The organism is Leptospira fluminis (genome assembly GCF_004771275.1).
In the GTDB taxonomy this organism is placed as follows: Bacteria; Spirochaetota; Leptospiria; order Leptospirales; family Leptospiraceae; genus Leptospira_B; species Leptospira_B fluminis.
On record NZ_RQEV01000007.1, the window covers coordinates 271,985 to 294,127 of the forward strand.

General features: G+C 49.8%; 22 protein-coding genes. 5 read left to right on the forward strand and 17 right to left on the reverse strand.

All coding sequences use genetic code 11. The features are described 5' to 3' along the window. The first annotated feature begins 1 nt into the window (after position 1). Positions 2 to 1,021 (forward strand): GGDEF domain-containing protein, encoded by a 1,020-nt coding sequence (locus tag EHO61_RS06595; protein WP_135812825.1) that lies wholly within the window; start codon positions 2 to 4, stop codon positions 1,019 to 1,021. A 40-nt stretch (positions 1,022 to 1,061) separates the two neighbouring features. Here EHO61_RS06595 and EHO61_RS06600 read toward each other — a convergent pair whose 3' ends face one another. After that, on the reverse strand, positions 1,062 to 1,457 hold the full coding sequence (locus EHO61_RS06600) for a Crp/Fnr family transcriptional regulator (RefSeq protein WP_135768490.1): 396 nt from the start codon (positions 1,455 to 1,457) through the stop codon (positions 1,062 to 1,064). 75 nt (positions 1,458 to 1,532) lie between these two features. Between EHO61_RS06600 and EHO61_RS06605 the strand changes: the two genes are divergently transcribed. Next, complete coding sequence (locus EHO61_RS06605; RefSeq protein WP_135812826.1) at positions 1,533 to 2,687, forward strand: acyltransferase family protein; 1,155 nt, start codon at positions 1,533 to 1,535, stop codon at positions 2,685 to 2,687. Here EHO61_RS06605 and EHO61_RS06610 read toward each other — a convergent pair. The 3 genes from EHO61_RS06610 to EHO61_RS06620 all read right to left on the reverse strand — a co-directional run bounded on the left by EHO61_RS06610 (position 2,684) and on the right by EHO61_RS06620 (position 5,015). Continuing rightward, complete coding sequence (locus EHO61_RS06610; RefSeq protein ID WP_135812827.1) at positions 2,684 to 3,289, reverse strand: NADPH-dependent FMN reductase; 606 nt, start codon at positions 3,287 to 3,289, stop codon at positions 2,684 to 2,686. The two genes, EHO61_RS06605 and EHO61_RS06610, sit on opposite strands and share 4 nt — an antisense overlap. Positions 3,290 to 3,403: 114 nt before the next feature. Continuing rightward, positions 3,404 to 4,105 (reverse strand): ParB/RepB/Spo0J family partition protein, encoded by a 702-nt coding sequence (locus tag EHO61_RS06615; RefSeq protein ID WP_135812828.1) that lies wholly within the window; start codon positions 4,103 to 4,105, stop codon positions 3,404 to 3,406. Next, a complete protein-coding gene (locus EHO61_RS06620; RefSeq protein ID WP_135812829.1) occupies positions 4,089 to 5,015 on the reverse strand; it encodes a ParA family protein in 927 nt (308 codons plus the stop codon). Before EHO61_RS06620 ends, EHO61_RS06615 begins: the two co-directional genes overlap by 17 nt. A gap of 188 nt (positions 5,016 to 5,203) precedes the next feature. Here EHO61_RS06620 and EHO61_RS06625 point away from each other — a divergent pair, with 188 nt between their 5' ends. Then, a complete protein-coding gene (locus EHO61_RS06625; RefSeq protein ID WP_135812830.1) occupies positions 5,204 to 6,331 on the forward strand; it encodes a putative porin in 1,128 nt (375 codons plus the stop codon). An 11-nt stretch (positions 6,332 to 6,342) separates the two neighbouring features. Beyond that, a complete protein-coding gene (gene hemH / locus EHO61_RS06630) occupies positions 6,343 to 7,452 on the forward strand; it encodes a ferrochelatase (RefSeq protein WP_135812893.1) in 1,110 nt (369 codons plus the stop codon). Positions 7,453 to 7,468: 16 nt separating this feature from the next. Here the strand turns inward: hemH and EHO61_RS06635 are convergent, their stop codons facing one another. The 12 genes from EHO61_RS06635 to EHO61_RS06695 all read right to left on the reverse strand — a co-directional run bounded on the left by EHO61_RS06635 (position 7,469) and on the right by EHO61_RS06695 (position 20,265). After that, on the reverse strand, positions 7,469 to 7,945 hold the full coding sequence (locus tag EHO61_RS06635; protein WP_135812831.1) for a DUF4870 domain-containing protein: 477 nt from the start codon (positions 7,943 to 7,945) through the stop codon (positions 7,469 to 7,471). Between the two features lie 22 nt (positions 7,946 to 7,967). Continuing rightward, entirely contained in the window at positions 7,968 to 9,254 is a 1,287-nt protein-coding gene (gene hemG, locus EHO61_RS06640; RefSeq protein WP_135812832.1) for a protoporphyrinogen oxidase, read from the reverse strand. Positions 9,255 to 9,353: 99 nt separating this feature from the next. After that, a complete protein-coding gene (locus tag EHO61_RS06645; RefSeq protein WP_135812833.1) occupies positions 9,354 to 10,319 on the reverse strand; it encodes an LA_0442/LA_0875 N-terminal domain-containing protein in 966 nt (321 codons plus the stop codon). Positions 10,320 to 10,455: 136 nt separating this feature from the next. Continuing rightward, positions 10,456 to 11,805, reverse strand: coding sequence for an oxygen-independent coproporphyrinogen III oxidase (gene hemN / locus EHO61_RS06650; protein ID WP_135812834.1), 1,350 nt, complete (start codon positions 11,803 to 11,805; stop codon positions 10,456 to 10,458). After that, the gene (locus EHO61_RS06655; RefSeq protein WP_135812835.1) at positions 11,802 to 12,824 is read right to left on the reverse strand and encodes a uroporphyrinogen decarboxylase family protein; all 1,023 of its coding nucleotides are present in this window, start codon (positions 12,822 to 12,824) and stop codon (positions 11,802 to 11,804) included. The genes hemN and EHO61_RS06655 overlap by 4 nt, the downstream gene beginning before the upstream one ends. Beyond that, positions 12,817 to 13,509, reverse strand: coding sequence for a response regulator transcription factor (locus EHO61_RS06660; RefSeq protein WP_135812894.1), 693 nt, complete (start codon positions 13,507 to 13,509; stop codon positions 12,817 to 12,819). Before EHO61_RS06660 ends, EHO61_RS06655 begins: the two co-directional genes overlap by 8 nt. After that, positions 13,506 to 14,432, reverse strand: coding sequence for a sensor histidine kinase (locus EHO61_RS06665; protein ID WP_135812836.1), 927 nt, complete (start codon positions 14,430 to 14,432; stop codon positions 13,506 to 13,508). The genes EHO61_RS06660 and EHO61_RS06665 overlap by 4 nt, the downstream gene beginning before the upstream one ends. Before the next feature lie 4 nt (positions 14,433 to 14,436). Next, positions 14,437 to 15,738 carry a glutamate-1-semialdehyde 2,1-aminomutase gene (gene hemL / locus EHO61_RS06670; protein ID WP_135812837.1) on the reverse strand — a complete coding sequence of 434 codons (1,302 nt, stop codon included), beginning with the start codon at positions 15,736 to 15,738 and terminating at the stop codon, positions 14,437 to 14,439. Then, positions 15,735 to 16,682 (reverse strand): porphobilinogen synthase, encoded by a 948-nt coding sequence (gene hemB, locus EHO61_RS06675; RefSeq protein ID WP_167884823.1) that lies wholly within the window; start codon positions 16,680 to 16,682, stop codon positions 15,735 to 15,737. Before hemB ends, hemL begins: the two co-directional genes overlap by 4 nt. 14 nt (positions 16,683 to 16,696) lie before the next feature. After that, the gene (locus EHO61_RS06680) at positions 16,697 to 18,262 is read right to left on the reverse strand and encodes a hydroxymethylbilane synthase (protein ID WP_135812839.1); all 1,566 of its coding nucleotides are present in this window, start codon (positions 18,260 to 18,262) and stop codon (positions 16,697 to 16,699) included. Continuing rightward, positions 18,247 to 19,134, reverse strand: coding sequence for a glutamyl-tRNA reductase (locus EHO61_RS06685; protein ID WP_167884824.1), 888 nt, complete (start codon positions 19,132 to 19,134; stop codon positions 18,247 to 18,249). The genes EHO61_RS06680 and EHO61_RS06685 overlap by 16 nt, the downstream gene beginning before the upstream one ends. Positions 19,135 to 19,437: 303 nt before the next feature. Then, positions 19,438 to 20,265, reverse strand: coding sequence for an HAD family hydrolase (locus tag EHO61_RS06695; protein WP_135812895.1), 828 nt, complete (start codon positions 20,263 to 20,265; stop codon positions 19,438 to 19,440). 161 nt (positions 20,266 to 20,426) lie between these two features. Between EHO61_RS06695 and EHO61_RS06700 the strand changes: the two genes are divergently transcribed. Continuing rightward, entirely contained in the window at positions 20,427 to 21,245 is an 819-nt protein-coding gene (locus EHO61_RS06700) for a 1,4-dihydroxy-6-naphtoate synthase (protein WP_135812841.1), read from the forward strand. 8 nt (positions 21,246 to 21,253) lie between these two features. Here EHO61_RS06700 and metF read toward each other — a convergent pair whose 3' ends face one another. After that, positions 21,254 to 22,126: a methylenetetrahydrofolate reductase [NAD(P)H] gene (gene metF, locus EHO61_RS06705; protein ID WP_135812842.1), complete on the reverse strand. Its 873-nt coding sequence runs from the start codon at positions 22,124 to 22,126 to the stop codon at positions 21,254 to 21,256. Positions 22,127 to 22,143: the final 17 nt, after the last annotated feature.

A 22,143-nucleotide genomic window follows, 5' to 3' on the forward strand; every position in this document is an offset into this window, starting at 1 on the left:
GATGCGCAATTTCGAAGACGAACTCAAAACGAAAGACAAGGAGATCGAAAGACTCAAGAAGCTCCTAGCCCTATCTGAACGTGTTTCTCGCCTAGGGGAAGAGGAGCTCAAAGAGGCGGAGAGCATCCTAGGCGCGCAGGAAACCGCGGCCAATCTCGCACGAACGGAACTGCTCGAAATGCGGGACCGATTCAAGGGATTAGGACAGACATCCTCGGAGCGCAAAACCGCAATACTCGAAATCGTCAACGACAGACAAACGTCTCTTTCCGGCTTGGCGAACAAGTTCGAGGAGATGGGCAAGAAACACGATTACTTCTATTCGGACTTTTTCAGAATCGTCGCGAATCTGGATCTGCCGGAATCCGAAGCCAGGACGTTATGGAAGGAAATCTACGCCCACGCGGAGGAAGTAAGCCGTAAGTTAGGCCGAAGCATGAATTTCGTAGTCGCTTTATTGGATTACATATATCTAAAGAACAGACTGATCGAAAATCCCAAGATCGTGGATATGTATTCCTTCGAAGAGATCATCCTGAACGCGGTCATAGACGAAGGCACCGGAATCTACAACCGTCGCTACTTCAATCTGGTACTGAACAAGGAGATCAATAGGAGCAGACGCTATAAGAGAAACTTCTGCCTCTTCCTTTTCGACTTGGACAATTTCAAGCGAATCAACGATTCCAAAGGCCATTCCTTCGGGGACGATATTCTAAAACTTGTAGCCGGGACCCTCATGTATGCCTTCCGTACCGAGGATATCAGTTGCAGGGTAGGGGGAGAGGAATTCGCGGTAATACTACCGGAAACCACCCGCGAAAATTCAGGCGTCGCGATAGAAAGATTCCGCACGTACTTGAGAAATTCGTCCAAAAACGATTTCAGCCTCGAAGTGACCGTATCCGGAGGAGTATCCGAATATCCGCTCGACTCGGAGGAAGGCGGACACCTTTACTCCATCGCCGACGCTCGCCTATACGAAGCCAAATCCGCTGGTAAAGATAAAATCACTTACTGACCCGTCCAAGCCTCTCCGCATAATTCTCGTCAGCCGATTCTTATTCCTGAATCTGATACTCTATTTCCTTGGTGGTAATTTCGTTCAACTTGGAAATCAAAAGTTCGTTCGTATTCGCCAAGCGATCCGCTAAAATCCGGACCATTTTTGCGGCGAACTCTGGGTTGGATAAAAGATATTTCTCCAGTTGCTGCTTGCTTTCTATGCTTGCCAACTCGGTGTTCATAACCGCTCTCGCAGTGGCGCTCCGAGGCTTTGCACGGAAAAGGGCCATTTCCCCGAAAAAGTCGCCTTTTTTCATCAAGGCCAGACGGGTGGCCGTATTTTTATGAGTGAAGAAGACTTCCACCATCCCCGAAAGAACGATGTACATGGAATTATTATTGTCCCCTTCCCTGAAAATGATTTGTCCGGACTGCACTACGATCTTATTCATTCCACCCCCTGTTAAAATAATTCGGCGTTTCGAACTAGCTTGCCAACCCGCTAGTACAATAGACTATACGTTTCGATGAATTCTATCCTTTCTTTGGGCCTAGAAGGGCTCGGACTAATCTTCCTTGCCTTTCTATTACTCCTCTTTCCCGGGTTTCGAGGTTTATTCGAAAGACGCGCGGCCGACAAGACGCATTCCTCTACGAAAACCAGGAGCGCAGTCGTCGACTTCATCAGAGGCGTATCGATTTCCGGAATCGTAGCCATACATCTGTCCTCCTATTATCGATTTTTCGGACCCCAAGAACCGTTTTCCGATTGGGCCTTAGCGGTTTCGAATCTATCCAGATTTTCCGTACCCGCTTTTCTTATATCATCGGGAATCTACCTCTCGTACTCGAGTTTTTCCTCCTATACGAAACCTAAGATTACTGGACTGATCCTGCCGTATACGATGGTATTTTTGATCGCCGCGGGCCTAAAATACGGGCTCCCGCCGGATTCGAAGACGTGGCTGACTTCTTACGCGCAGGGGGCGATTTTTGCCCCGTATTATTTCGTACCGCTGATGGTCCAGGCCTATGTCTTGTACCCGTTTTTACGTTCCGCCTCGAATCGAATCCCATGGCTGGCCCTGCTACTGGAAACTCTCTTCCTGAATGTCGTATCAAACCATATTTTCGAGTATTTCGATCTTGGAATCAAAGGCTGGGAGCCTATCCTGCTCACCCATTTTCTGTTTTTCTTTACGGTCGGAGTCCTTTCCTCCGAAAAATTCAAACATCCGGAGGAATTCGAAGCCCTCCTCCTGCCGAAAACGACGGATGCTTCCGGCTTTTGGAAATTCCTGACGTTTTCTTTGACGATCTATTCACTGACCGTATTGGTTCTGACGTTCCGCTTTTCGATGGAAGTATCGAACCACCTTATCTTTTATCCGCTCGGGATGTTCCTGATCTTGTTTTATTGGGGACGAAAAATCGAGACTGCGGCCCCCCCTCCCCTCCCCTATCGGATTTTTTGCGCTCTTGGACGGGGGAGTCTAGGAATCTTTCTCCTCCATCCGGTCCTTATACATTTCTTCCACGCGCATAACCCGTTCGAACCGGGGTGGGCTCAAATACCGTTTTATTTCGCGACTTGGATCCTGAATCTGGCTATCCCTTGGGTCGTATGGGAAGCACTCTCCACCGCATTACGTCGCATTTTAAAGAAAGGACGACAGCCTTAGGACATACCGTTTTTAAATCTCGGGTCGTCCGTTACTCCGGATTCCCGAACTTCCGAAAGAGCCTCGGCATAACCTAAGAGAACTCTAAGAGCGTAGGCGCTACGTTCCCGAATATAGGAGTCCTCTTGGGAAACCGGATCCCCGGGATTTAAGAGATGTTCCGTGTCGCGAAACAAAAGCTGCTCCGGGATATGGCAAAGCTTGCTGTTCTTATAGCTGCTTCCCCGCAATTCGTCCACGGGAAAAGCGCCTCCTCGTCCGGCGGAAACGCCGACAAGAAGGGAAGGCTTATGACCCAATTGAGCCACTCCGGCATAAAGGAAAAAATTCTTCAACGCCGGGCTTGCCATTCCTGCGTATTCCGGGGAAATCGTTACAAAGCCTTCGCAACCGCGAAGCTCGGAATCTATCGGTTTCCAAATCGAATCCCACTCCGGACCGCCGTCCCAAAAACTTTCCTGCCAAATCGGTAACGGAGTCTTGCCGAGATCCAGTGTCCAAGTCTGGACGGCCATGTCCTTTAATTTCTGAGCTAGAAAATTCCCGACCTTCGCGGACTGGGACTCTTTTCTATGCGAACCCACAATAATACCTATTTTCATTTGCACTTTAAACGAACTTCGCCTACCTTTCTGGGAAGGCTTACAAACGCTCGAATTTATCCAATGAAAAAAATTTTTCCCAAGGAAGAACGATCAAAAACTTGTCGATAACGGTCAGCGAATTCCGTATTTTTTCTTTAAAGTAGAAAGATCTCTTAGGAATAAATCCTTGGTTTTCGAAGGTAAAGATTTCAAATCCAGGACCACACGATCCGGGGCCTTCCGGGGTGAAATCGTTTCACCCCCCCTTCCTTCCTTTTTTTTGAGGAGAGTTTCCAGATTTTTTACGGATGCCTCCCTTCCGGAACGGAGCATGTCGCCGACGGATTTCTGGTCCAATCTGGCTATCGAGCTCAACTGTTTCACGTATCTTTCCGTATAGCCGAGCAGTTTGGCGACCTCTTCGGCCGTTTTCTTTTTTTCCTTACGCAAGTATTGGATCGCCCGACCCACTTCCCAGGGATTCAGACTTTTCCTCTTTTCGTTTTCCGCCAGAGCCATCTCGTAACAGCGGTCCTCGGACGCGTCCGTTTCCACTGCCGCTATGGATTTCCATCCCAAAATCTTCGCGGCCTGGTAGCGCCTTTCGCCCGCTACGATCTGAAATTTTTTGCCCGCCTTCCGGACCACGATAGGCTCGATCAAGCCTAGACGACGCATAGATTCGGTAAGATCGCTTACCTCTTCCCTGCCGAAAATCCTGGGCTGCTCGGGATTCGGTTGAATATCTCCGATGGAAATCTCTTTACGGGACGATTCTTCTCCGCCGAACGCAGTCAGCAGATCCATACCGGCAAACTCAGCTCTCTTGGCCATTCGCCCTCCTTATTACTTCTTCCGCCAAGGCGGAAAACATCTGCATCGCCTTCGGATCATATTCGGATAGCAGTTTCCGTTTCGCCTGCGACTGTGGAATCGCTTCTCTCCTGTATACGACGGAATCGAAAACCGGAAAATATTTCCGGATCGCGTCCGCGAGTCCGGATAAAGCCCGGGAATCCTCGTACTGGTTCAACACCGCTCCCAGCAACCCCAAGTCGGGATTCGCTTTTTTACGGATTTTTTCTATCGTGCCGTGCAAATCCTTCAATCCCTGGACGCTAAAAGCTCTCGTCTGAATGGGAACCAGAACCAGATCCGCGGCGATGAGCGCGTTCTCCAAAATCAGACCGAGGGACGGCGGACAGTCTATGATAACGTATTCGTAAGAGGATCTGACGGGCAACAAGGCGTCCCTCAACAACTCGAAGTCGTCGCGTTCGTAAGGAGTCGTAAAATTCGCCAAATGAATGGAAGAAGGAATCAGATCCAAACCGGGAGCAAGATTCAGAACGATTTCGGAAATCGGAATCGTCGAATCCCCACGGTAGCCCAAAGAATGGAACACCGATTTCTCGACTTGGCCGACGTACAACTGCGTGATATTCGCCTGGGCGTCCCAATCGATCAGAAGGACTTTTTTTCCCGATTTAGCCAAGGCTTCGGCCAGACAGATGGAAACGGTGGTCTTACCTTCGCCGCCTTTTTGATTGGAAACCGCGATCACAATTGATTCGTATCCGCTTTTCCGCTTCCTGCGGAAATATTTATCTAAAATTTCCTCTTTATATTTCCCCTTACCCTGGACCGGAATATTCCAAGCCTCCGCCTTTTGCCGAAATTCCTCTTCGGAAGAGACCGCATACACCGAGAGAATCTCCCGAATTTCCAACACCCTAGCTTTCATTTTTCCAGAACCTTTGCCTCTTGATCCCTTTACTGATCCGTTTTGTCAATCAAACCTATGTCTCATTCTATCGGATAAGGCGAAAAAACGAGATTGCTTGGAGGCGGGTAGGGGAGGAGACTAGTACAATCATTTACCGGGTTCGAACTGGGGTGAAATCGTTTCACCCTCCCCGGATCCGAAAAACGATGAAAAAGAAATACTCGCGCATTTTTAAGATACTTCTCCCCTTTTTACTAATCTCCGTCTCCTCGAATATACGTTCCCAAGAGATACCGAAAAAAGAACCTCGGCTTGCGACGCAAAACGGCAAAGCGGCCGAAAAAGAATCTTTCTCCGAAGAGAAAATCGGGTTCTGGAAAGGCTTTTGGAGCCGCTCTTCCGCGACCGTACTCGCGGGAGAAAACGGAGGGCAGCATATCTTCGAATCCGGCACCAAATACCCGAATCTTTCAGGGGCCGAGGCCGGGTCCAGAATCACGTATAGTCGCGAATTTTCCTACGGCGGAATAGAACTAAGGCATTGGTGGCAGAAATGGGAATTAACCGCCGGTTATAGAAGCAACGGACGGAATACAAGAGTAGGGCAGGGGAGGGACGAAGACTTCGCGATGGCGAACTTCTCTGTCGAAAGAGGGAACAAGTTTTCCTTCAGGGAATGGAGCTTTTACGATACGCCTTATACGTTCAGCGGCACTAAGAACTTTGCCGACGGGAGAGGGCGACTTAAGATGAAACAGGACAGAATAAGTCTCACCGTACGGCGCTATCTCGGCGATAGCGATCCTGACGGCAGAAAAGAAGGCAAGGGGCTTTTTCTGACCGCCGGAATTCATTATACTTACTTCAAATACTATCTCTACGACGTGAACCAGTGGATCGCATCCAACCCCATCTTTTATGGACCGATCGGAATCGGGCTCAGTTTTTCCAACAGCACCTGGGAAGTGCCCGTCGGAATCGGTTACAGATATTCCGACGGAGTCTGGCTTTTCGAAGGAAGCTTTATGGGGAGCACTTGGTTCTCCCATTTCCGGGATTATCACTACCAAAGAAATCTGAATTTCATCGGTAACGCCGCCGGGTACGGCATCGAAACGAATATCGGAGGAGGGAGAATCTGGAATTCCTGGCTGTTTTTCCTTCGCCTGACCGAAAACAGGTTGTACGGTGCGGGAAGTTTCAGAACGGCGGGAGGAATCAGCGCGAGCGACATCCTATCGAACAGTGCAGGAAGTTACCGTAATTACTTAAGTACGAAACAATACGATCTGGAATTCTCGATCACGAATTATCTGGAATGGATTTCAAAGTAAACAGAGGCAATTTGAAAAATAGGTTACTCATCCTCAATTTAGGCGGACCGCGCAACTCGGACGAAATTCCGAAATTCCTATCGGACCTCTTCGAAGATCCCTTCGTTTTCGATCTGCCCTTGCCCGAATTCCTAAGAATGCCCTTAGCAAGGAAAGTCGCGTCGTCCAGATCCGAAAAAGTCCAGGAGACTTACGCTTCTATGGGATTCGGAGGCGGCTCCCCTCTCGTTTCCGAGACGGAAAAGCAAGCGGAAGCTCTCAAAAAATTATTGGAAGAATCCGGAGAAAAATGGGAAGTAAAAATCGCCATGAGTTGCGGGTATCCCGATCTACGCGAACTCGGACCCGACTGGACGGATCCGAAATCCGGAACGATCATTTTGCCCTTATACCCTCAATACTCCAGATCGACCGTGCTATCCACAGCCATGCTGTTAAAAAAGAGCTTGGGCTACTGTCCCTCCGGTCATCCCGGCTGGATCCTTCCGTTTTCGGATAGAATCGAATATCTGGAATCCGTCCGAGACCTGATTCTGGATTATTTCCAAGGAAAATTGAAACGGGAAGACTTTCTACATCTCGAAGCGAGTCCGGTCGCAAACTGGCAAAATATCGATCTAATTTTCAGTGCACACGGAATTCCCTTGAGATTGATCCGAAAGGGAGATTCGTATTTAAACGAAATCGAAAAGAACGCACGAGACTTAGAAGGACTCTTAAGGGAAAAAGGATTCGCGGGAAATATTCACCTATCGTTTCAAAGTAGGGTCGGCCCCTCGAAGTGGACGAGTCCGAATACTCTGGACAAAATCGCGGAGTTAGGAGCGAAAAAAACCGAAAGAGTAGCGGTATATCCTATCAGCTTCGTCAGCGACCATCTCGAGACGCTCGAAGAAATAGGCGTGCAAATCAAAGAACACGCCTTAGCCAACGGAATCCGCGAGTACTATAGGATTCCTGCGCTCGGATGCTACCCTACTTTTCTGGAAGCCCTAAGCAAATTCGTATTCGAAGCAAAACTCGCCGTAGAAAGAGGAGGAACGAGGGAATCTTGCCTCTGTTTAACGAGAGGCGGATACGACCCCGAAAAAGAAAATACGCGATGCATCGCTACGCGATAAGGATCGCGATCGATATTTAAGCCGTCGGCTCGTCCTTTAAGAAGGAGATGCTGAACGGATACTTCCATCGGATTCCGTCGGCAGCTTTAATGGCGCCTATGATCGGAAAAATCAGATAGCACGCGCCGAGCAAAATCAGGAAAGGAATTCCGATCAGGAGTAAACAGAGAATCCCGAAGACGACCCCGTAAACGACGGAACTGATCATCCAGTTGACCACGATCTTTCCCTGAGCGTCCACTTCCGAATCCGAATCTTTTTCGATCAACCAGAGAATCAAGGGGACGAGCAAGCCTACGCCCGGAAACAGAAAAGCGGAATAGAGCGATAAATGCAGTACCATACAATATTGGTTTACGGTCATCCCGAGGCGTTCGTTAGCGCGAGGGTAGGGGGAATCTAGGATTTTCTTCTTTTCGGCTTCGTATTCTTCCTCGGAAATCGCGCCTTTCTGTTTTAGCTCGTTTAGTTTTTCCAGTTCGTCGTATTTCATCCGTTTTTTCCCCGACCCATCCTCAAGTTACGGCGTAAGCCCGTTCCAAAATCGATTTCAAACCGATACCCTGCCTGAAATTACCTTCTACTTTTATTTCCGGCGGCAGGAGGCGATCTAGTTCCCTATTAAAAGAATACAATTGAGGACCGTAAACGGGGATAGCTTCCTTCCATACGGTCACGTAATGATTGAGGGGGTCCGAACTTTCCGGCAATAGTTTTTTCCGATCCTCTTCTACGATCCCGATGATGTCGTCCTCCGACCTTGTCGCAATCTCTCTGTCTCCGGCTCCTCCGTATATATACGTCTCGGAGTGTATCCCTTTTTCCGATCTGCTGGGGAAAATAAAATCGTTCAACAAAATCCCTCTCACCCGCACCCCCAATTCGGAGGAAAACGTCTTGTGATCCTTAGGAAAGAGGATCCCGAAACCTTTCTTTCCCTGGAGGACGGAATCTTTTCCGAATCTAGTCACGCTAACCACGGGCAAGAGCTCCAGCACTCCATGGTAGGATTTTAGTTCCGGAAATTCTCCCTTTAATATCCTCAGACTGGAATTCAATCCCGTAGCGATCGTGATCTTAGATCCGGGGAATTTCTTCCGAAGATCTCTTAGGTTTGTCACGTCCTCGTCGTAGCGGATTTCCCCGTCCTGGGTCACTCTCGCTTCCAACGCTCCGATCAGAGTGCCGATCCCTCCGCGAAAACTGACCGTCCCTTTTCTTCCCGGCAATACTTTCGGTTGGAGCTTCATGGACTTGGAATAGGCCATCATGTTTTTCCAAAGGGTTTGGTCTTGGAGTAGAAATTTCCCGAAGACGAATTCCGCGGACATCGCATCCAAATCTCCGGCATAGATGCCGCCGAGAGCCGGCTCCAGCAATTTAGCGACGGCAGCTTCGCCTAACACCCGCTTGCCCCAATGGAGCACGGATTCGCCCGGCTCCGGTTTGGAAGGCTTGGAAAAAGATCCGTATAACATCCTCAATATTTCCGGAAAACTCAACGGCATCCTTCTGGGTTTGCCGTTCGCAAAAATGAATCTTTTTCGGGCTGCGGAATCCGGAAAGAGTAGATCCAGACCCAAACGTGCGGCCAATTTTTCCAACTGCCAGGAATTCAGGATGCCGTTCGCCGCAGTCTCCACGATTCCGTATTCCGTTCTGACGGAATGGATCAAACCGCCGGTGCTATCCTTCTTTTCCAATACCAACACGGATTCCCCTTTTTCCAATGCGAGGAACGCGTGTACAAGACCGGTAAATCCGGCTCCTATAACGACTTGATCTGGGATCTGTTTCGCCACGGATACATGGTAGAATCCTCGAAACTTCTGGCAATAACATTGCCCTCTCCGATTCGAGGAAAGCGCCGGATCGGAGACTAAGAAATATCAAACTTTTTCTCAAAAAGTGAAGCGGTACCCGAAAGTATATTTAGTCTCCGAAAAGGAAGTGGAGGAAGAACCGGAGGATCCCAGATTCGACATCCCCGTATTGGAAGGAAGAGCGGATAGGATCATACCGGAACTTTTTCCATCGGATGCTTTGACTAGATTCCTACCATACCCCGCCAAAAAATACGCGTCCAAAAGATTCAAAACGTAAATTGCACCCAGAGCGTAAAGAGCGTCCTGATAATGTTGAAAATCCCGATCGGCTTCCACTCGTTTCTGGTGGATCAGGTTGTAGTTCTGGTCGAAGTAATACTGGCTGATCGGATCCGGAAGGACAGGGGGAGTGTAGAAGGTGGTGACTCCTAACGCACCTCCTAAGAGTGCCGTTTCGGAATACGGATTTCCGATCGTTCCGTAGTCCTTCATGGCGTTCCGATAGACTCTATATTTGTCGTAGGAGGCAACAGCCGCAGCGGCCATCAAAGTAGGCCAAAGTACTCCGAACATTTTCCGATCACTATAAAATTGACCCCAACCCGGAAGGATCGCGGAACGAAAAAGCGCTTTTTTCGGATCTATGGCATCCTGCACAGGCGCCTCGGCCTGACGACGCTGAGCTTCTTCCCTTTTTAGTCGTTCCGCGTCCTCCAGCTGCTGCTGGACCTGTTGCTTCCTAGCGACTTCGCGCAATTGCGCGTCCCTTTTATCGGTGGCGATTTTCTTTTCCTCGGCGATGCGGATTTTCTCCTCTTCGTCCTCGCCGACGTTCCTATATAGAACTTTGAGTATAAGGTTTTTATAAATCGTTCTCTTGCCGGATTCCGTCTGGATTACCACGGTGGATTGGTTTTGAGTGACCAAATCCCCTTGCACTTTTCCGCCTTCCCGGAGAAGAATCGTGACCGGAAATGCCGCGGCCGGCAATAAAAGCAGGATCAAAACGAAAACAATTTTTCGAAACGTAATTAAAACCATTCTAAAATCTTGGCAACCGCAAAAGCGCATCTCGCATTCGGGAACCCCGAATATTGGACGGAAAAAAATTTATTTCCGAACTCTAAATTGCCAATTCCAACCCCATTTTACAAGACAATCGGGCGGCGGATAATGTTCAGATGGACTGAGAGAAAACCTTCGTTTCAGGAACTTTTCTTCTCAAACGCAAATCCAAACCGGTACACGCGTTCCGTAGAAAAGGCTTACCCGAATCCGTTAGCACAAGGGTGGAGCCTTCCCATCTGATTAGATTATCGTCTTCCATGACGCTCAAATAGAGTTTCACCTCGTCGAAAATCTTTTCCGGAACGGTCACACGACCGGCGGTGGAAAGCTTGAGAATCAACTCCCTTTGTTCCAAATCCTCCGAAGTCAACTTATGTCCTCTTAGAAGTGCGAATCCGTCTTCATGGATCCTGCGTTGGTATTTTTTCAGGATTTTTTCGTTTTGATGGAAACAATCCCAGCTATCCGAAATCGCCGAGACCCCGAGGCCAAGAAGCAAATCCGTCGGTCTCGTGGTGTATCCCATAAAATTGCGATGCAACGTTTCGTCCAAGGAGGCGGAGTATAGGGAATCGGATTCGAGGGCAAAATGATCCATCCCGATTTCCTTATATCCCGCATTCAGGAACATCTCTCTACCGATTTCGTAGAGTTCCCTTTTATCGGAACCTTTCGGAAGATCCTCTTCGGTAAAGAGTCTTTGAGCGGCTTTGATCCAAGGTACATGAGCGTAACTATAAAAGGCGATACGATCCGGGCGTAGCTCCAAGGTCTTGGAAATCGTCGCGCGGACGCTTTCGCTGGTTTGTCTGGGAAGTCCGTAAATAAGATCGAAATTCACGGACGTGTATCCCAACTTTCTAGCTCCGTTCGTGATCTTTTCCGTAAGCTCGAAGGGTTGAATTCGATTGACCAGCCTCTGTACTTCCGGGTCGAAATCCTGAACACCCAGACTGATTCTTTTGAAACCGAAATCCTTCAGTAGTTCCAACTGGGTCAGACGTGTCCGTCTAGGGTCCACTTCCAACGAAAATTCGGGAGTCGAGGATACCTTCCAGGATTCCAGAATTGTATTTAATAAAACTCTTAAATTCTCTTCGGAAAGATAGGTGGGAGAGCCCCCGCCTAAGTGAAGTTCACGCAATTCCCTTTTGGTCAATTCGGGAACTTCCCGGGTATAGTTGCGGAATTCCTCGAGCAAAGTGGCTATATATGGTTCTTCGACCGCGTGATTTTTCGTAATGGATGTGTTACACCCGCAAAAAGAACATAAGGTTTCACAAAACGGAATGTGCAGATACAACGCGATGGACGAATCTTCCGGAAGGATCCTTCTGCGTATCGCTTCCAACCATTCCGTCCGGTTCGGATCGGATTCCCAATAAGGAACCGTCGGATAACTGGTATAGCGTGGGGCCGGAACGTCGTATTTTTCTATCAAGTCGATTTGCGATTTCATGCAAACACCTCCCTCACGGTTTTTACAAAGGTTCTTACATTCGCTTCCGGAGTTTTGGGAAGGACCCCGTGACCTAAACCGCAGATCCACCCGGCTCTTTTTTCCGGAGATAGATCCAGAAAAGGACGTAGCCATTCCAAAAGATACGCCCTAAAGTCCGCGGGATCCAGAAATAACATAGCCTGGTCGAAATTCCCTTGGACGAATTGTTTTCCGTTTCCGAACAGTTCGGTCAGGTCCGAGCGGTGATCCACGCCGAACCCAAGCAACCCGGAAAGAGACCTCACAGCTTCAAGACTCCGAGAGGGTAGGGCCTTGGCGTAATATCCGATTTTTCCGGGGAAGGCCCGCACCAATTCACTCAAAGGAGGCAAAACCGCCTCGTCGAAAAATCCCGGAGAAGAATCTCCACCCGCAGTATCGAACACCATCACTACTTCCGCACCGCCCTCTAATTGCAGACGAATATTTTCCTTCAATAAAGGGATGATTTTTTCGTAGAACCCTTCCCGCAAAGATTTAGAGACTTTAGGAAGGACCAGATTTCCGTCGTGTTTTCCCAAGGTCGCATAACAAAACAGGGTCCATGCTCCGCCGACGAATCCGATCAAGGATCGGTCTTCCGGGATCCGTTTTCTAGTCAGGGAGACCGCTTTTTTTTGGAATCCCATAAAATCCACAGCCTGCTCCAGAGGATGCATCCGTTTCAGATCTTCCAAACCGACGAGTTGCCATCCCAGCTTGGGACCTTCGTCCCCAAACTTTAGACCCATCCCGAGAGCTTCCAACGGAAACAGAATATCGGAAAATAGAATGGCGGTATCGAAACCGAAATCGTCGACCGGACCGAAGGCCACCTCCGCGGCCAACTCGGGGACCTTACAGAGCTCTTCGAAGCTGTGCTTTTTTCTTAAATTCTGGTAATGGGAATGGTAACGGCCCGCCTGCCTCATCATCCAGATCGGCGGCACCGTCTGGGGCAGGCAACGCAACGCATTTTCGAATTTCGGGTTAGGCATCCTGTAAATCTCCGGTCCATTGGTAACCGACTCCTCTTACGGACCGGATCGCGTCTTCGCCCTGGTCTTCGAAGGCTTGTCTAAGACGAACAATGGAGTTGTCTATAGTTCTATTCGTGGGGAATTTTTCCTCTCCCCAAAGGCGGTCTAAAATTTCATCTCTGCTCACGGTTCTATGTCTTTCCTCCACCAGGAGGTTCAAAAGGGCGCAGTCCCTTTTAGAGAGCCGGGCTTCCTCTCCTCCGGGGGAGCGGATCGCGTATCCGGAAAAATCGAGTAGGTAGCCACGGTAGGAATATCTGGCTCCTCTAAAGGAATGTTTATGAGATTCTAATACGTGTCTCACTCGGATCAAAAGTTCTTTTAAATGGAACGGTTTCGGAATAAACTCTTCGGCACCGAGCTCGAACCCGCGCAGTCTTTCCGGCGCACCGGAATGGGCCGTAAGAAAAAGAAAAGGAGGGCAGTCCTTGCGACTCCGCAATTCCGCAGCCAATTCGAATCCGTCTCCGTCGGGCAAACGCACGTCCAATAGCACCAGATCCGGCTTCGTTTCCATAGCCAATACTTTCGCGGATTGGACGGATACGGTCCAAACGATCTCGTAGCCTTCCTTTTCCAATCTCTCCTTTAGGGTCTCTCCTAAAGAACGATCGTCTTCCACGAGTAACAGTTTCTCTCTCATTGCGTCGGAACCTTTTTTTCCGTGGAGGGCAGGGTCCATTCCGCACGGAATCCTTCCGAAAGACGGGGGCGCAATACGAAATTTCCGCTCATCTTTTCTATCAGTTTTTTGACGATATAAAGACCGACTCCGCTTCCGCTGGTGGATGTGTGCCTTACGAAGGGACGTCCCAACGATCTGGAATCCCCCTTAAATCCGGATCCATTATCCTCAAATATGAATCTCACTCTTCCGTTCGGAGCCGATTCGGAGGAGATACGAACCTCCGTAGCTCGGCCGTGTTGGAGGGAATTTTCCAAAAGATTCCGAAAGACGCTTTCCAACGCCTTACGATCGGCCCTGACCCGTTTTTCTTTCCAGTCCGTGACCAACTTCAATTCCGTCCAGTCTTCCCTAAGACTTTGTTCCAGATCGTTTAAATCCGTGCTTTCGAGATACAGACGTTCCGAGCGCATCAAGCTAGCGAGGTATAACGCCTTGGTCATCTGGGATTCTATTCTCACCGAATCCTTGAGCAAACGATGGAGCAATTTGTCTCTGGCAGTCTTGGAACCCTCGTCCAAGAGACTCTCTACTTGGAGACGCAGACTGGCCAGCGGAGTCTTGATCTCATGGGTCACGGTGGAGAAGAAGTCGTGGATCAACTTGTTACGTTTGTCTTCGCGGAACGTCAACCAAACGAGGGTCAGCCCTCCGGATACGAGCATGAAAAGGAAGAACGTTCCTTCCAACTTGATCATAAGACTCTGACGTTCCAGTTTATCCAGGACTTCCCGTTCGGCTTCCTTGCCGAGCCTGGCAGCGAATTCCGTGGCCATTCGATTCTGACGGAGTCCCAAAAAAAGCCACCAAGCCCCGAGAGAGACGGTAATGAGCACCCAGGCTACGGGCAGTACGACTTTTTTGTATTTCCAGAAGGACATAGGATTAAACTTTATTTTTTTTGAATGCCTTTTCCGCCAAATCGAAGGTCTTTTCCAGAATCTCCGACGTATGAGCAAGACTCGTGAAGCCTACCTCGTACCCGGACGGCGCAAGATAAATTCCTTCAGTCAACAGTAAATGAAAAACGTTCGCAAAGGCCTCCTTATGGCCGTTCGGAATCGAATCGACGGTCCGGATCGGAGAAGGAGTCGACCGATGGAACCAAAATAGGGAAGAGTGCGCGGTAACGGACCAGTCGCTATCGGGATCGTATTTTCGGAAGATCGCGAGCAAGCCGTCCGTCAATCGTTTCGTCCTCTCCTCCAGAACGGAGTAAACGTTTTCCCGTTCGCATTTGACCAACGTAGCCAATCCCGCTCTCATTCCGAACGGACTCGCGCTCAAAGTCCCCGCTTGGTATACCGGTCCTTGCGGTGCGACCAAATCCAATAAGTCCGCGCGACCCGCATAGGCGCCTACGGGAAATCCCCCGCCGATGATTTTTCCGTAAGTGACAAGATCGGGTCGGATGCCCAGCTCGCCGCTCATACCTCTTAAGCCCACTCGAAATCCGCTGATCACTTCGTCGAAGAGAACCAAGGCGCCGTGACTCCGGGCAATCTCCACGATCTTTTGCAGGAATTCCTTCCTCTGTACTAAGAGTCCGTAATTCGCAGGCAAAGGTTCTATAACCAAGACGGCTATGTTTTTTCCTTCCCGGGCGAATAGTTCCGCAACGGCGCTCTCGTCGTCCAGAGGAAGAACCAACGTATTGCCGATTAATTCGGAACCGATGCCTGCGCTATCCGAAGAGGCCTCTCCCGCTAGGCCCGAACCGGCTTTGACCAAAAGAGAATCCAGATGCCCGTGGTAGCAACCGTCGAACTTCAGGATCTTGTTTCTTCCCGTAGCGGCCCTAGCGACGCGTAACGCGCTCATCACGGCTTCCGTTCCGCTATTTACGAAGCGGATTTTCTCCACCCAAGGAATCCGGGAGACGATCCACTCGGCGAGTTCGAGGGAATACGGTTCCGCCGCTCCGAAACTCCAAGCGAGAGATGCCGTTTCCCGAACGACTTCCTCCACTTCCGGATCCCTATGACCCAAAAGAAGAGGTCCGAAGCTCAGACAATAATCCAAATATTCCTTACCTGAAACGTCGGTTAACAACGGACCCTTTGCGGCTTGGAAAAAAACCGGAGTCCCCCCTACGGATCGGAAGGAACGGACGGGCGAATGGACTCCGCCGGGAACCACTTTCTTGGCCCTTAGAAAAAGCTCTTCCGAGCTACCGTATGATTTCAAGAGAGGATCTCCTTTCCGCGTCTAGCCGCGTACGTGATGAGGTAGGAAGCCCCGGCCCTGGAAAATACCTGCCAAGTTTCCCGCAATGCGTCCTCGAATTTACAAAAACCGTTTTCCGCGAGAAGAGCCAGTGAGGCGTATTCCCCGCTGACTTGGTAGGCTCCGACAGGAAGGTCCGTCGCCTCTCGGATGGGACGTATCAGGTCAATCGCCGTCATGCCCGGTTTGACCATGAGCAGATCGGCTCCTTCTTGCGCGTCCCGGAGAGAGGAAAGAAGGGAATCCTCCCGGTTACGTACGTCGATCTGGTAGGAGGAACGATCCCCGTGCCCCGGAGTCGACTCTGCCGCTTCTCGGAAGGGGCCGTAAAAATTGCTTTTGAACTTGGTGGAATAACTCATGACGGGAACGTGCTCGAAACCGTTCGAGTCCAGAATTCTCCGATGACTGGCGACCCTTCCGTCCATCATGTCGGAAGGAGAAATTCCGTCCGCTCCCGAATTCGCATAACAAAGTGCGATTTCCGAAAGCCTTTTAACGGAACTATCGTTGTCAATTCGGCCCTTCTTGTCCAACAAACCGCAATGACCGTGGCTAGTCAGCGAGCAAAGACAGGTGTCTATCCAAAGAAATACTTCCGGAAATTTCTTTTTGATCCCGCCTATCGCGTCTTCGTAAAATTGAACGGGGATCGAATCGTCCGACTTATGCCCGGGAACGAGAAAAAGAAGAAAATGCTCCGTTCCCGCCTTGAGATCGGATTCGACTTGGGACAAGACCGTCTGTTTCGTATCTCGAAAGACTCCCGGCAAGGAAGACATCGCCTCGCGATCGGCGAGCGATTCCGCCACAAAAAGCGGTTGTACCAATTTTTTAGGATGGAGGGATTCCGAGGAGAGAAGGTTTCTGAGAGCCGGACTAGTCCGGTTCCTTCTCAACCCCATTCCGTACGATTCTTTCATTGGGTTCCTATTTCCTTTTTCAGAAATTCCGGAATTTCTCCTACGCAGGCAGTCACCCAGGATTCGTAATTCGGAAAAGCGAATATCCTGCCGGGAGTTCCTAAAACATTTCTAATATATGTGTACGTGGAGCCCGCCCCGGTCGCGTGGACTTTATTCGCAATCGAAGGATCCTTCTTATAGGCGCGGGCGAATTGGGAGGCGCTCATCCAGAAAAAATGGGTGTATTCCGAGAGATCCGAAGGTTCTTCTTTCCATTCCACCTTATAGGTAGGCAACCTTCTCCAAGCTCCTTCCACGATCCCGCTTTCCTCATGGGTCAGTTTGATGAAGTCCGGTTCCGATCCCGCGAGAACTTTCAGAGTTTTCGCATTCTCTTCCCCTAGTCCGTCGGTGGAGGCGTGGATCCAGATGTTTCTCTCCGCTAATTTTTCCCAGGTTGTCGTTCCCGCTACGACCAATACCGTTCGAGGCTCCGGATTTGGCCAGGCTTCCGGAAACGCGTCCGCTCGAGCTACGAACCAAAATCGGTCGGGAGGAGGGGAGGCGGAGAGGGGGATTCGAACCCTGCCGGAAGCGAATTTTTTTACGGGTAGCATTCGGGAAGAATCGACCGGCTTCGGAAAGTCTTCCGCAGGAAGGCGGACGGAAGTGTTCAAAACGATACCGGAATCGGTTTTCCCTCTTAAAAATAAGACGGTGCCGGCAAAAGAAGAATGAATCGCCACGCCGATTTTCTGGTGGCACCCTCCGCCAAAACCCGAAAGAATCCTTCTTTCCTCCGCGACATCCGCTTCTTCCTGGGGGTCACGCAAAGAGGAAAGAAGTTCCCGAACCCTTTCGTCGCCGGCGCGGAACTCCGCGGCTAGCGCCCCCTGGGCTGGAGCATTCGGATTTTTTGATAGAGGAAGGACCATGAACATTTGTTCGTCCAGGATTTTCCTGAGTTGGGTGCGTACTTCTACGTACTCCTCCAGATCGGAAAAGGAAAAATCCGCGGAAAGCAGACGGTCCAAGGCCGCCTTGGCGACTACGAGCCCGGAAATGGAAGGGTCTTCCATCCACTTTCGTACCCTCGTTTGCACGTTTCCTCTTACGGGATGAAAATGGATGGGCTTTCCACGGTATCTGGAGGGGAGGGCAGTCGGCAAAAATGCGGAAAGATTGTATTCTCTACGGGGGCTCGAAGAGTGAATGTTCAGTACTTCCGGAGGATTTTCAAAGGAGGATCGCTTCCAAAGCAATACGTCCCTTTGGTCCGCGCGAGGCAAGACCATCATGGTCTCCGTACCGGGATGGCCTTCCAAATCCAAATCCTTATAGGAATGGATGACCAGATCCACGTTTCCGTCCGTCAATTCCTTGGTCAGATCTTGGGTAAACACTCCGCGGGAGGCCATCTTCCACAAAGGAGTGACGAGGTCCTGGTCTCCGCTGGCCTCTTTAAAAAAGAGATCCACTTGTAAGCTCGGATGAGAGCTTAGCAGGGCGTCGCGTACGAGACAGGATTGGAGTTTTGCGAGCGAACTTTTCCGGGAGCCGATTCTCAGAACGAAGGACAAGGTAGGTCTTCCCAACCGAATACGAATTGATGCGCTTCCAGCTCTCTTTCTTCCAGAAGATGAGCCAGCACGACATCCAACTCTTCTCTGACTCTTTTCGTTCTTTCTTCGGTCTCTTTCAACGAGGACATCATCTCCGCAAAGGAAACGTAAACGACTCCGGCCGGCCAAGAAGTCTCCAGAGGAACTTCCCGAAAATCCAAGACCAAATCTCCCGGACGAAGACGATTTTGCCAAGGTCCCATAGGAACAGGAGAGGCGATGACCCAGGCTTCTCCTTGGGGAGACCAATCTTCCCAAAGTTGGGAAGAGACGGAAAAAGAATCCGCAAAAAAATCCAAGCGATCCGGATTCCGACCTACGACCTTGACTCGTCTGCCTCCGCTTTTTAACCAAGGAACCATTTTCTCGGCCAATTGCCCCGTTCCCAACAAGGAGATTTCCCGAACAGGAACGTTAGAACCGGAAATGTATTTCTGCGCTAGCCCGCCGTAGGACTGTTCCCCTAAATTCTGCAAATACCCGGAGCGAAGTGAACGACAATCTTCTATCAAGTTGTCTCTGAGTTTCGCCACGTATTCTCCGAAAGCCGAGTCGGGGAGTTCCTGGAATCTCTGACGGAACTGAGCTAAGACTTCCGTTTCTCCGAACAATTTGGACCGGAGGCCCGAGATAATTTCTAAGAGAAGTCGATAGGCTTCATACCCGGTCTTTACTTCCCAATTTTGCGGCAGGGAAATCCGTTCCGGATGAATTCGCGAATCGGTAACCCATACGGTTCTCATACAAGTCTTCCAAGAAAACGCGTCAGGCGGCACAAAGCCGTCCCTTTGTCCGAAATCTGAATGAAACACCTTAAGTGTGGACCACATCTCTTCTAGAATCATACCGAATTCGCAGTCCGTTTTGTCAAAATACTGTCAGCGGATTTTAAAAATATTCCGCTTGCCGCAATTGAGAACCATTTTCAACATGGTCTTATGATCTGGGAACCTCAGACACAAGATTGGATCGTACACGCAATCGTTGCGGCAACGGCTCTCTATCTTCTTTTTCCTTTTTTATCCACCTTGAAAAGTCTCTTCGGAAAAACTTCTGCGGAAGAAATCCGGTTCGGGTGTTACGAAGACGCATGCTCTAGCTGCCGAGTCGTCCCGATCAAAAAAGAAACTCCCCTACGGAAAAGAAAGAATACCTAATTCCAAAAGAGTCATCGCGATCCCGTCTTCGTCATTCGAATAACGCGTGTTATAGGGCGCGAATTTCTTTAAATACGGCACGGCATTTTTCATCGCAAAGCCGAATCCCGCATGGGAGAGCATTTCCAAGTCGTTCTTCTCATCCCCGAACGCGGCGACTCCGCCAGGATCCAATCCGTTCGCTTTCAGAAAGGAGGAAATCGCGGACCATTTGGAGGAATTTTTTTCCAGGATTTCCAGGCAAAAGGATACTCCGTGAATCCTGGTCAAAACCGTTCGAAACCCGGACGCCTCGGGTAGACAAAGGAGTTTTCTTTCCAACTCTTCTAAGCGAGTCTTTTCCTGAGAGAGAAAGCAGGCGACAAGGACTCGATCGCTCCCGTGCAGAAAGCAATCCTCCACTACTCGACTTCTTTCGGTATCTCCGCCGGAGTAATTATAAAATCTGGGGTCCGTGATCGGCGACTCCGCCAGGATGTCTATTCCTTCTTCGTAATGGTCCACATGTAGGATGGGATCGAAGCCCTCTCTTTTTCCGGAATCCAAAACCGCGGCAATCGCATCCGAAGAAAGATAGGTTTCCGAAACCCGGGCCCCCGACGGACTTTCCCTCATGACCTGGCCGTTATTGGAAATCACGAAAAGATCTCCCTTGAATTCGCGGGCAAAGGGGAGTGTGGAAGAGAAACGCCTTCCTGTCGCGATCACTAAGCGCATTCCTTTTTCGAGAGCCGAGTTCAATACGTACGAGTTTAAACTGGAAATTCTCCCCCTGGAGTCCAAAAGCGTGCCGTCCAAATCCATGGCAATCGTATGGATTTTAGGGGGAAGAATAGGGAATATAAGGGAGCTTCTTTCCAAAAAAATTCCGAGCGCCGGTCGGCGTTTTTCCATTTTCATCGGGATCCGACCGGTCTTCCTCCTTTTTTCGTTTCCAAAGCGGCGAAAAATATTTCGCTGGAGACATGAAGATCAGCCTGGCCTATTCCCCCTGTCCGAATGATACGTTCCTCTTCTACCATTTGATTTCCGGAAAGACGAAAGCTCCCTTTTCCATCCGGGAGGAATTGCACGATGTGGAACAACTGAATCGGTTCGCAAAGGAAGGCAAATTCCACGCCTCCAAACTTTCTTTCGCAGCCTTTTTTCAAGTGGCGGATCAGTATTCCCTTTTGGATTCGGGATCGGCGCTCGGAAGAGGATGCGGACCGTTGATCGTATCCAGAAAAGGGGAGGGGAAGTCTAATCCGAAAGGAAAAAAAATACTGGTCCCAGGACTTTGGACCACCGCCAATCTACTGACCCATCTGTATTTGGAAGGGAAGTACGATCCCGTTCCGGTGAGGTATGATTTGATTCTGAACAAGGTCCTCCAGGGAGAAGCCGACTTCGGAATCGTCATCCACGAGGAGAGATTCACCTACGAAAAACGAGGACTGGAAAAGGTCCGAGATTTAGGAGAATGGTGGGAAGAGACCAGCGGCTCCCCGATTCCGTTAGGTTGCATTGCCGTCCGGAAAGATATGGGAGAAACATTCCGGGAAGAATTGGATGACTCCATAAAAGAAAGTCTGGACCTCGCCTACCAAAACCGGGAAAACACGTACGATTATATTTTCAAACACTCCCAAGATACGAGTAGGGAAGTCGTGGACGCACATATCGGACTGTACGTGAACGACTTTACCAGAAGCTTAGGTACGGAAGGGAGAAGCGCCATCCGGCACTTGCACCAGGAAGCGATCCGGACCGGCTTAGTATCTTCTTCGCTCGTTCTTCTCTGACCTTTGTCTTAATTTTCCAATTCCCGAACGATGTCGTAACTGGCATGGGATTGGTTCAAGGTGTACAAATGGATCCCCGGGGAGCCCAAAGAAAGCAACTCCCGGCATTGCCGGACGCTAAAATTCAAACTTCTTCTGTAGAATTCCTCGGGACGATTGCGGACTTCCTCCAGATCGGAAAGGAGTTCTTCCGGAAATTCGCAGGCAGCCATGGCACGAAACCGTTCGATTTGGGAAAAAGAAGTAATGGGCATGATTCCCGGAATCACAGGAACGGAGATCCCTTTCTTACGGACCAAACCGAGGAAAGACTCGAAAATCTCGTTTTTAAAAAATAACTGGGAAACCAAATAGGAAGCCCCCGCGTCCACTTTCTTTTTAAGATTGTCCACGTCCTCTTCCAGACTCCGAGCCTGCGGATGTTTTTCGGGATAACAAGCTCCGCCGATACAAAAATCGAAACCTTCCGATTTGATAAACGAAATCAGTTCGCTTGCATGTCCGAAACCGCCTTCCGCCTTCTGAAACTCTCCCTGGCCCTTCGGAGGATCTCCCCGCAACGCCATCAGATTCCGTATTCCGGAAGAATAAATTTCCCCTAAAATAGATCGGATCTCCTCGCGATTTCCGCCTACACAAGTAAAATGGGCCGCTGCCGGAAGATCGAATTGCTTAGCCAAGTCGGAAGTCAAACGGATGGTCTTATCCCGAGTGGAGCCTCCGGCGCCGTACGTAACCGTAATGTACCCCGGCTGGAGACGGGAAAGCTCACGTAAAGTTTCCGTCAATTTGCCTTCTCCTTCGTCCGTTTTCGGAGGAAAGAATTCGAAGGAGTACACGGGTCCCTTAGCGTTATTATAAATTTCTAGGATCTTTTTCATATTTTCCTTATCCGCGA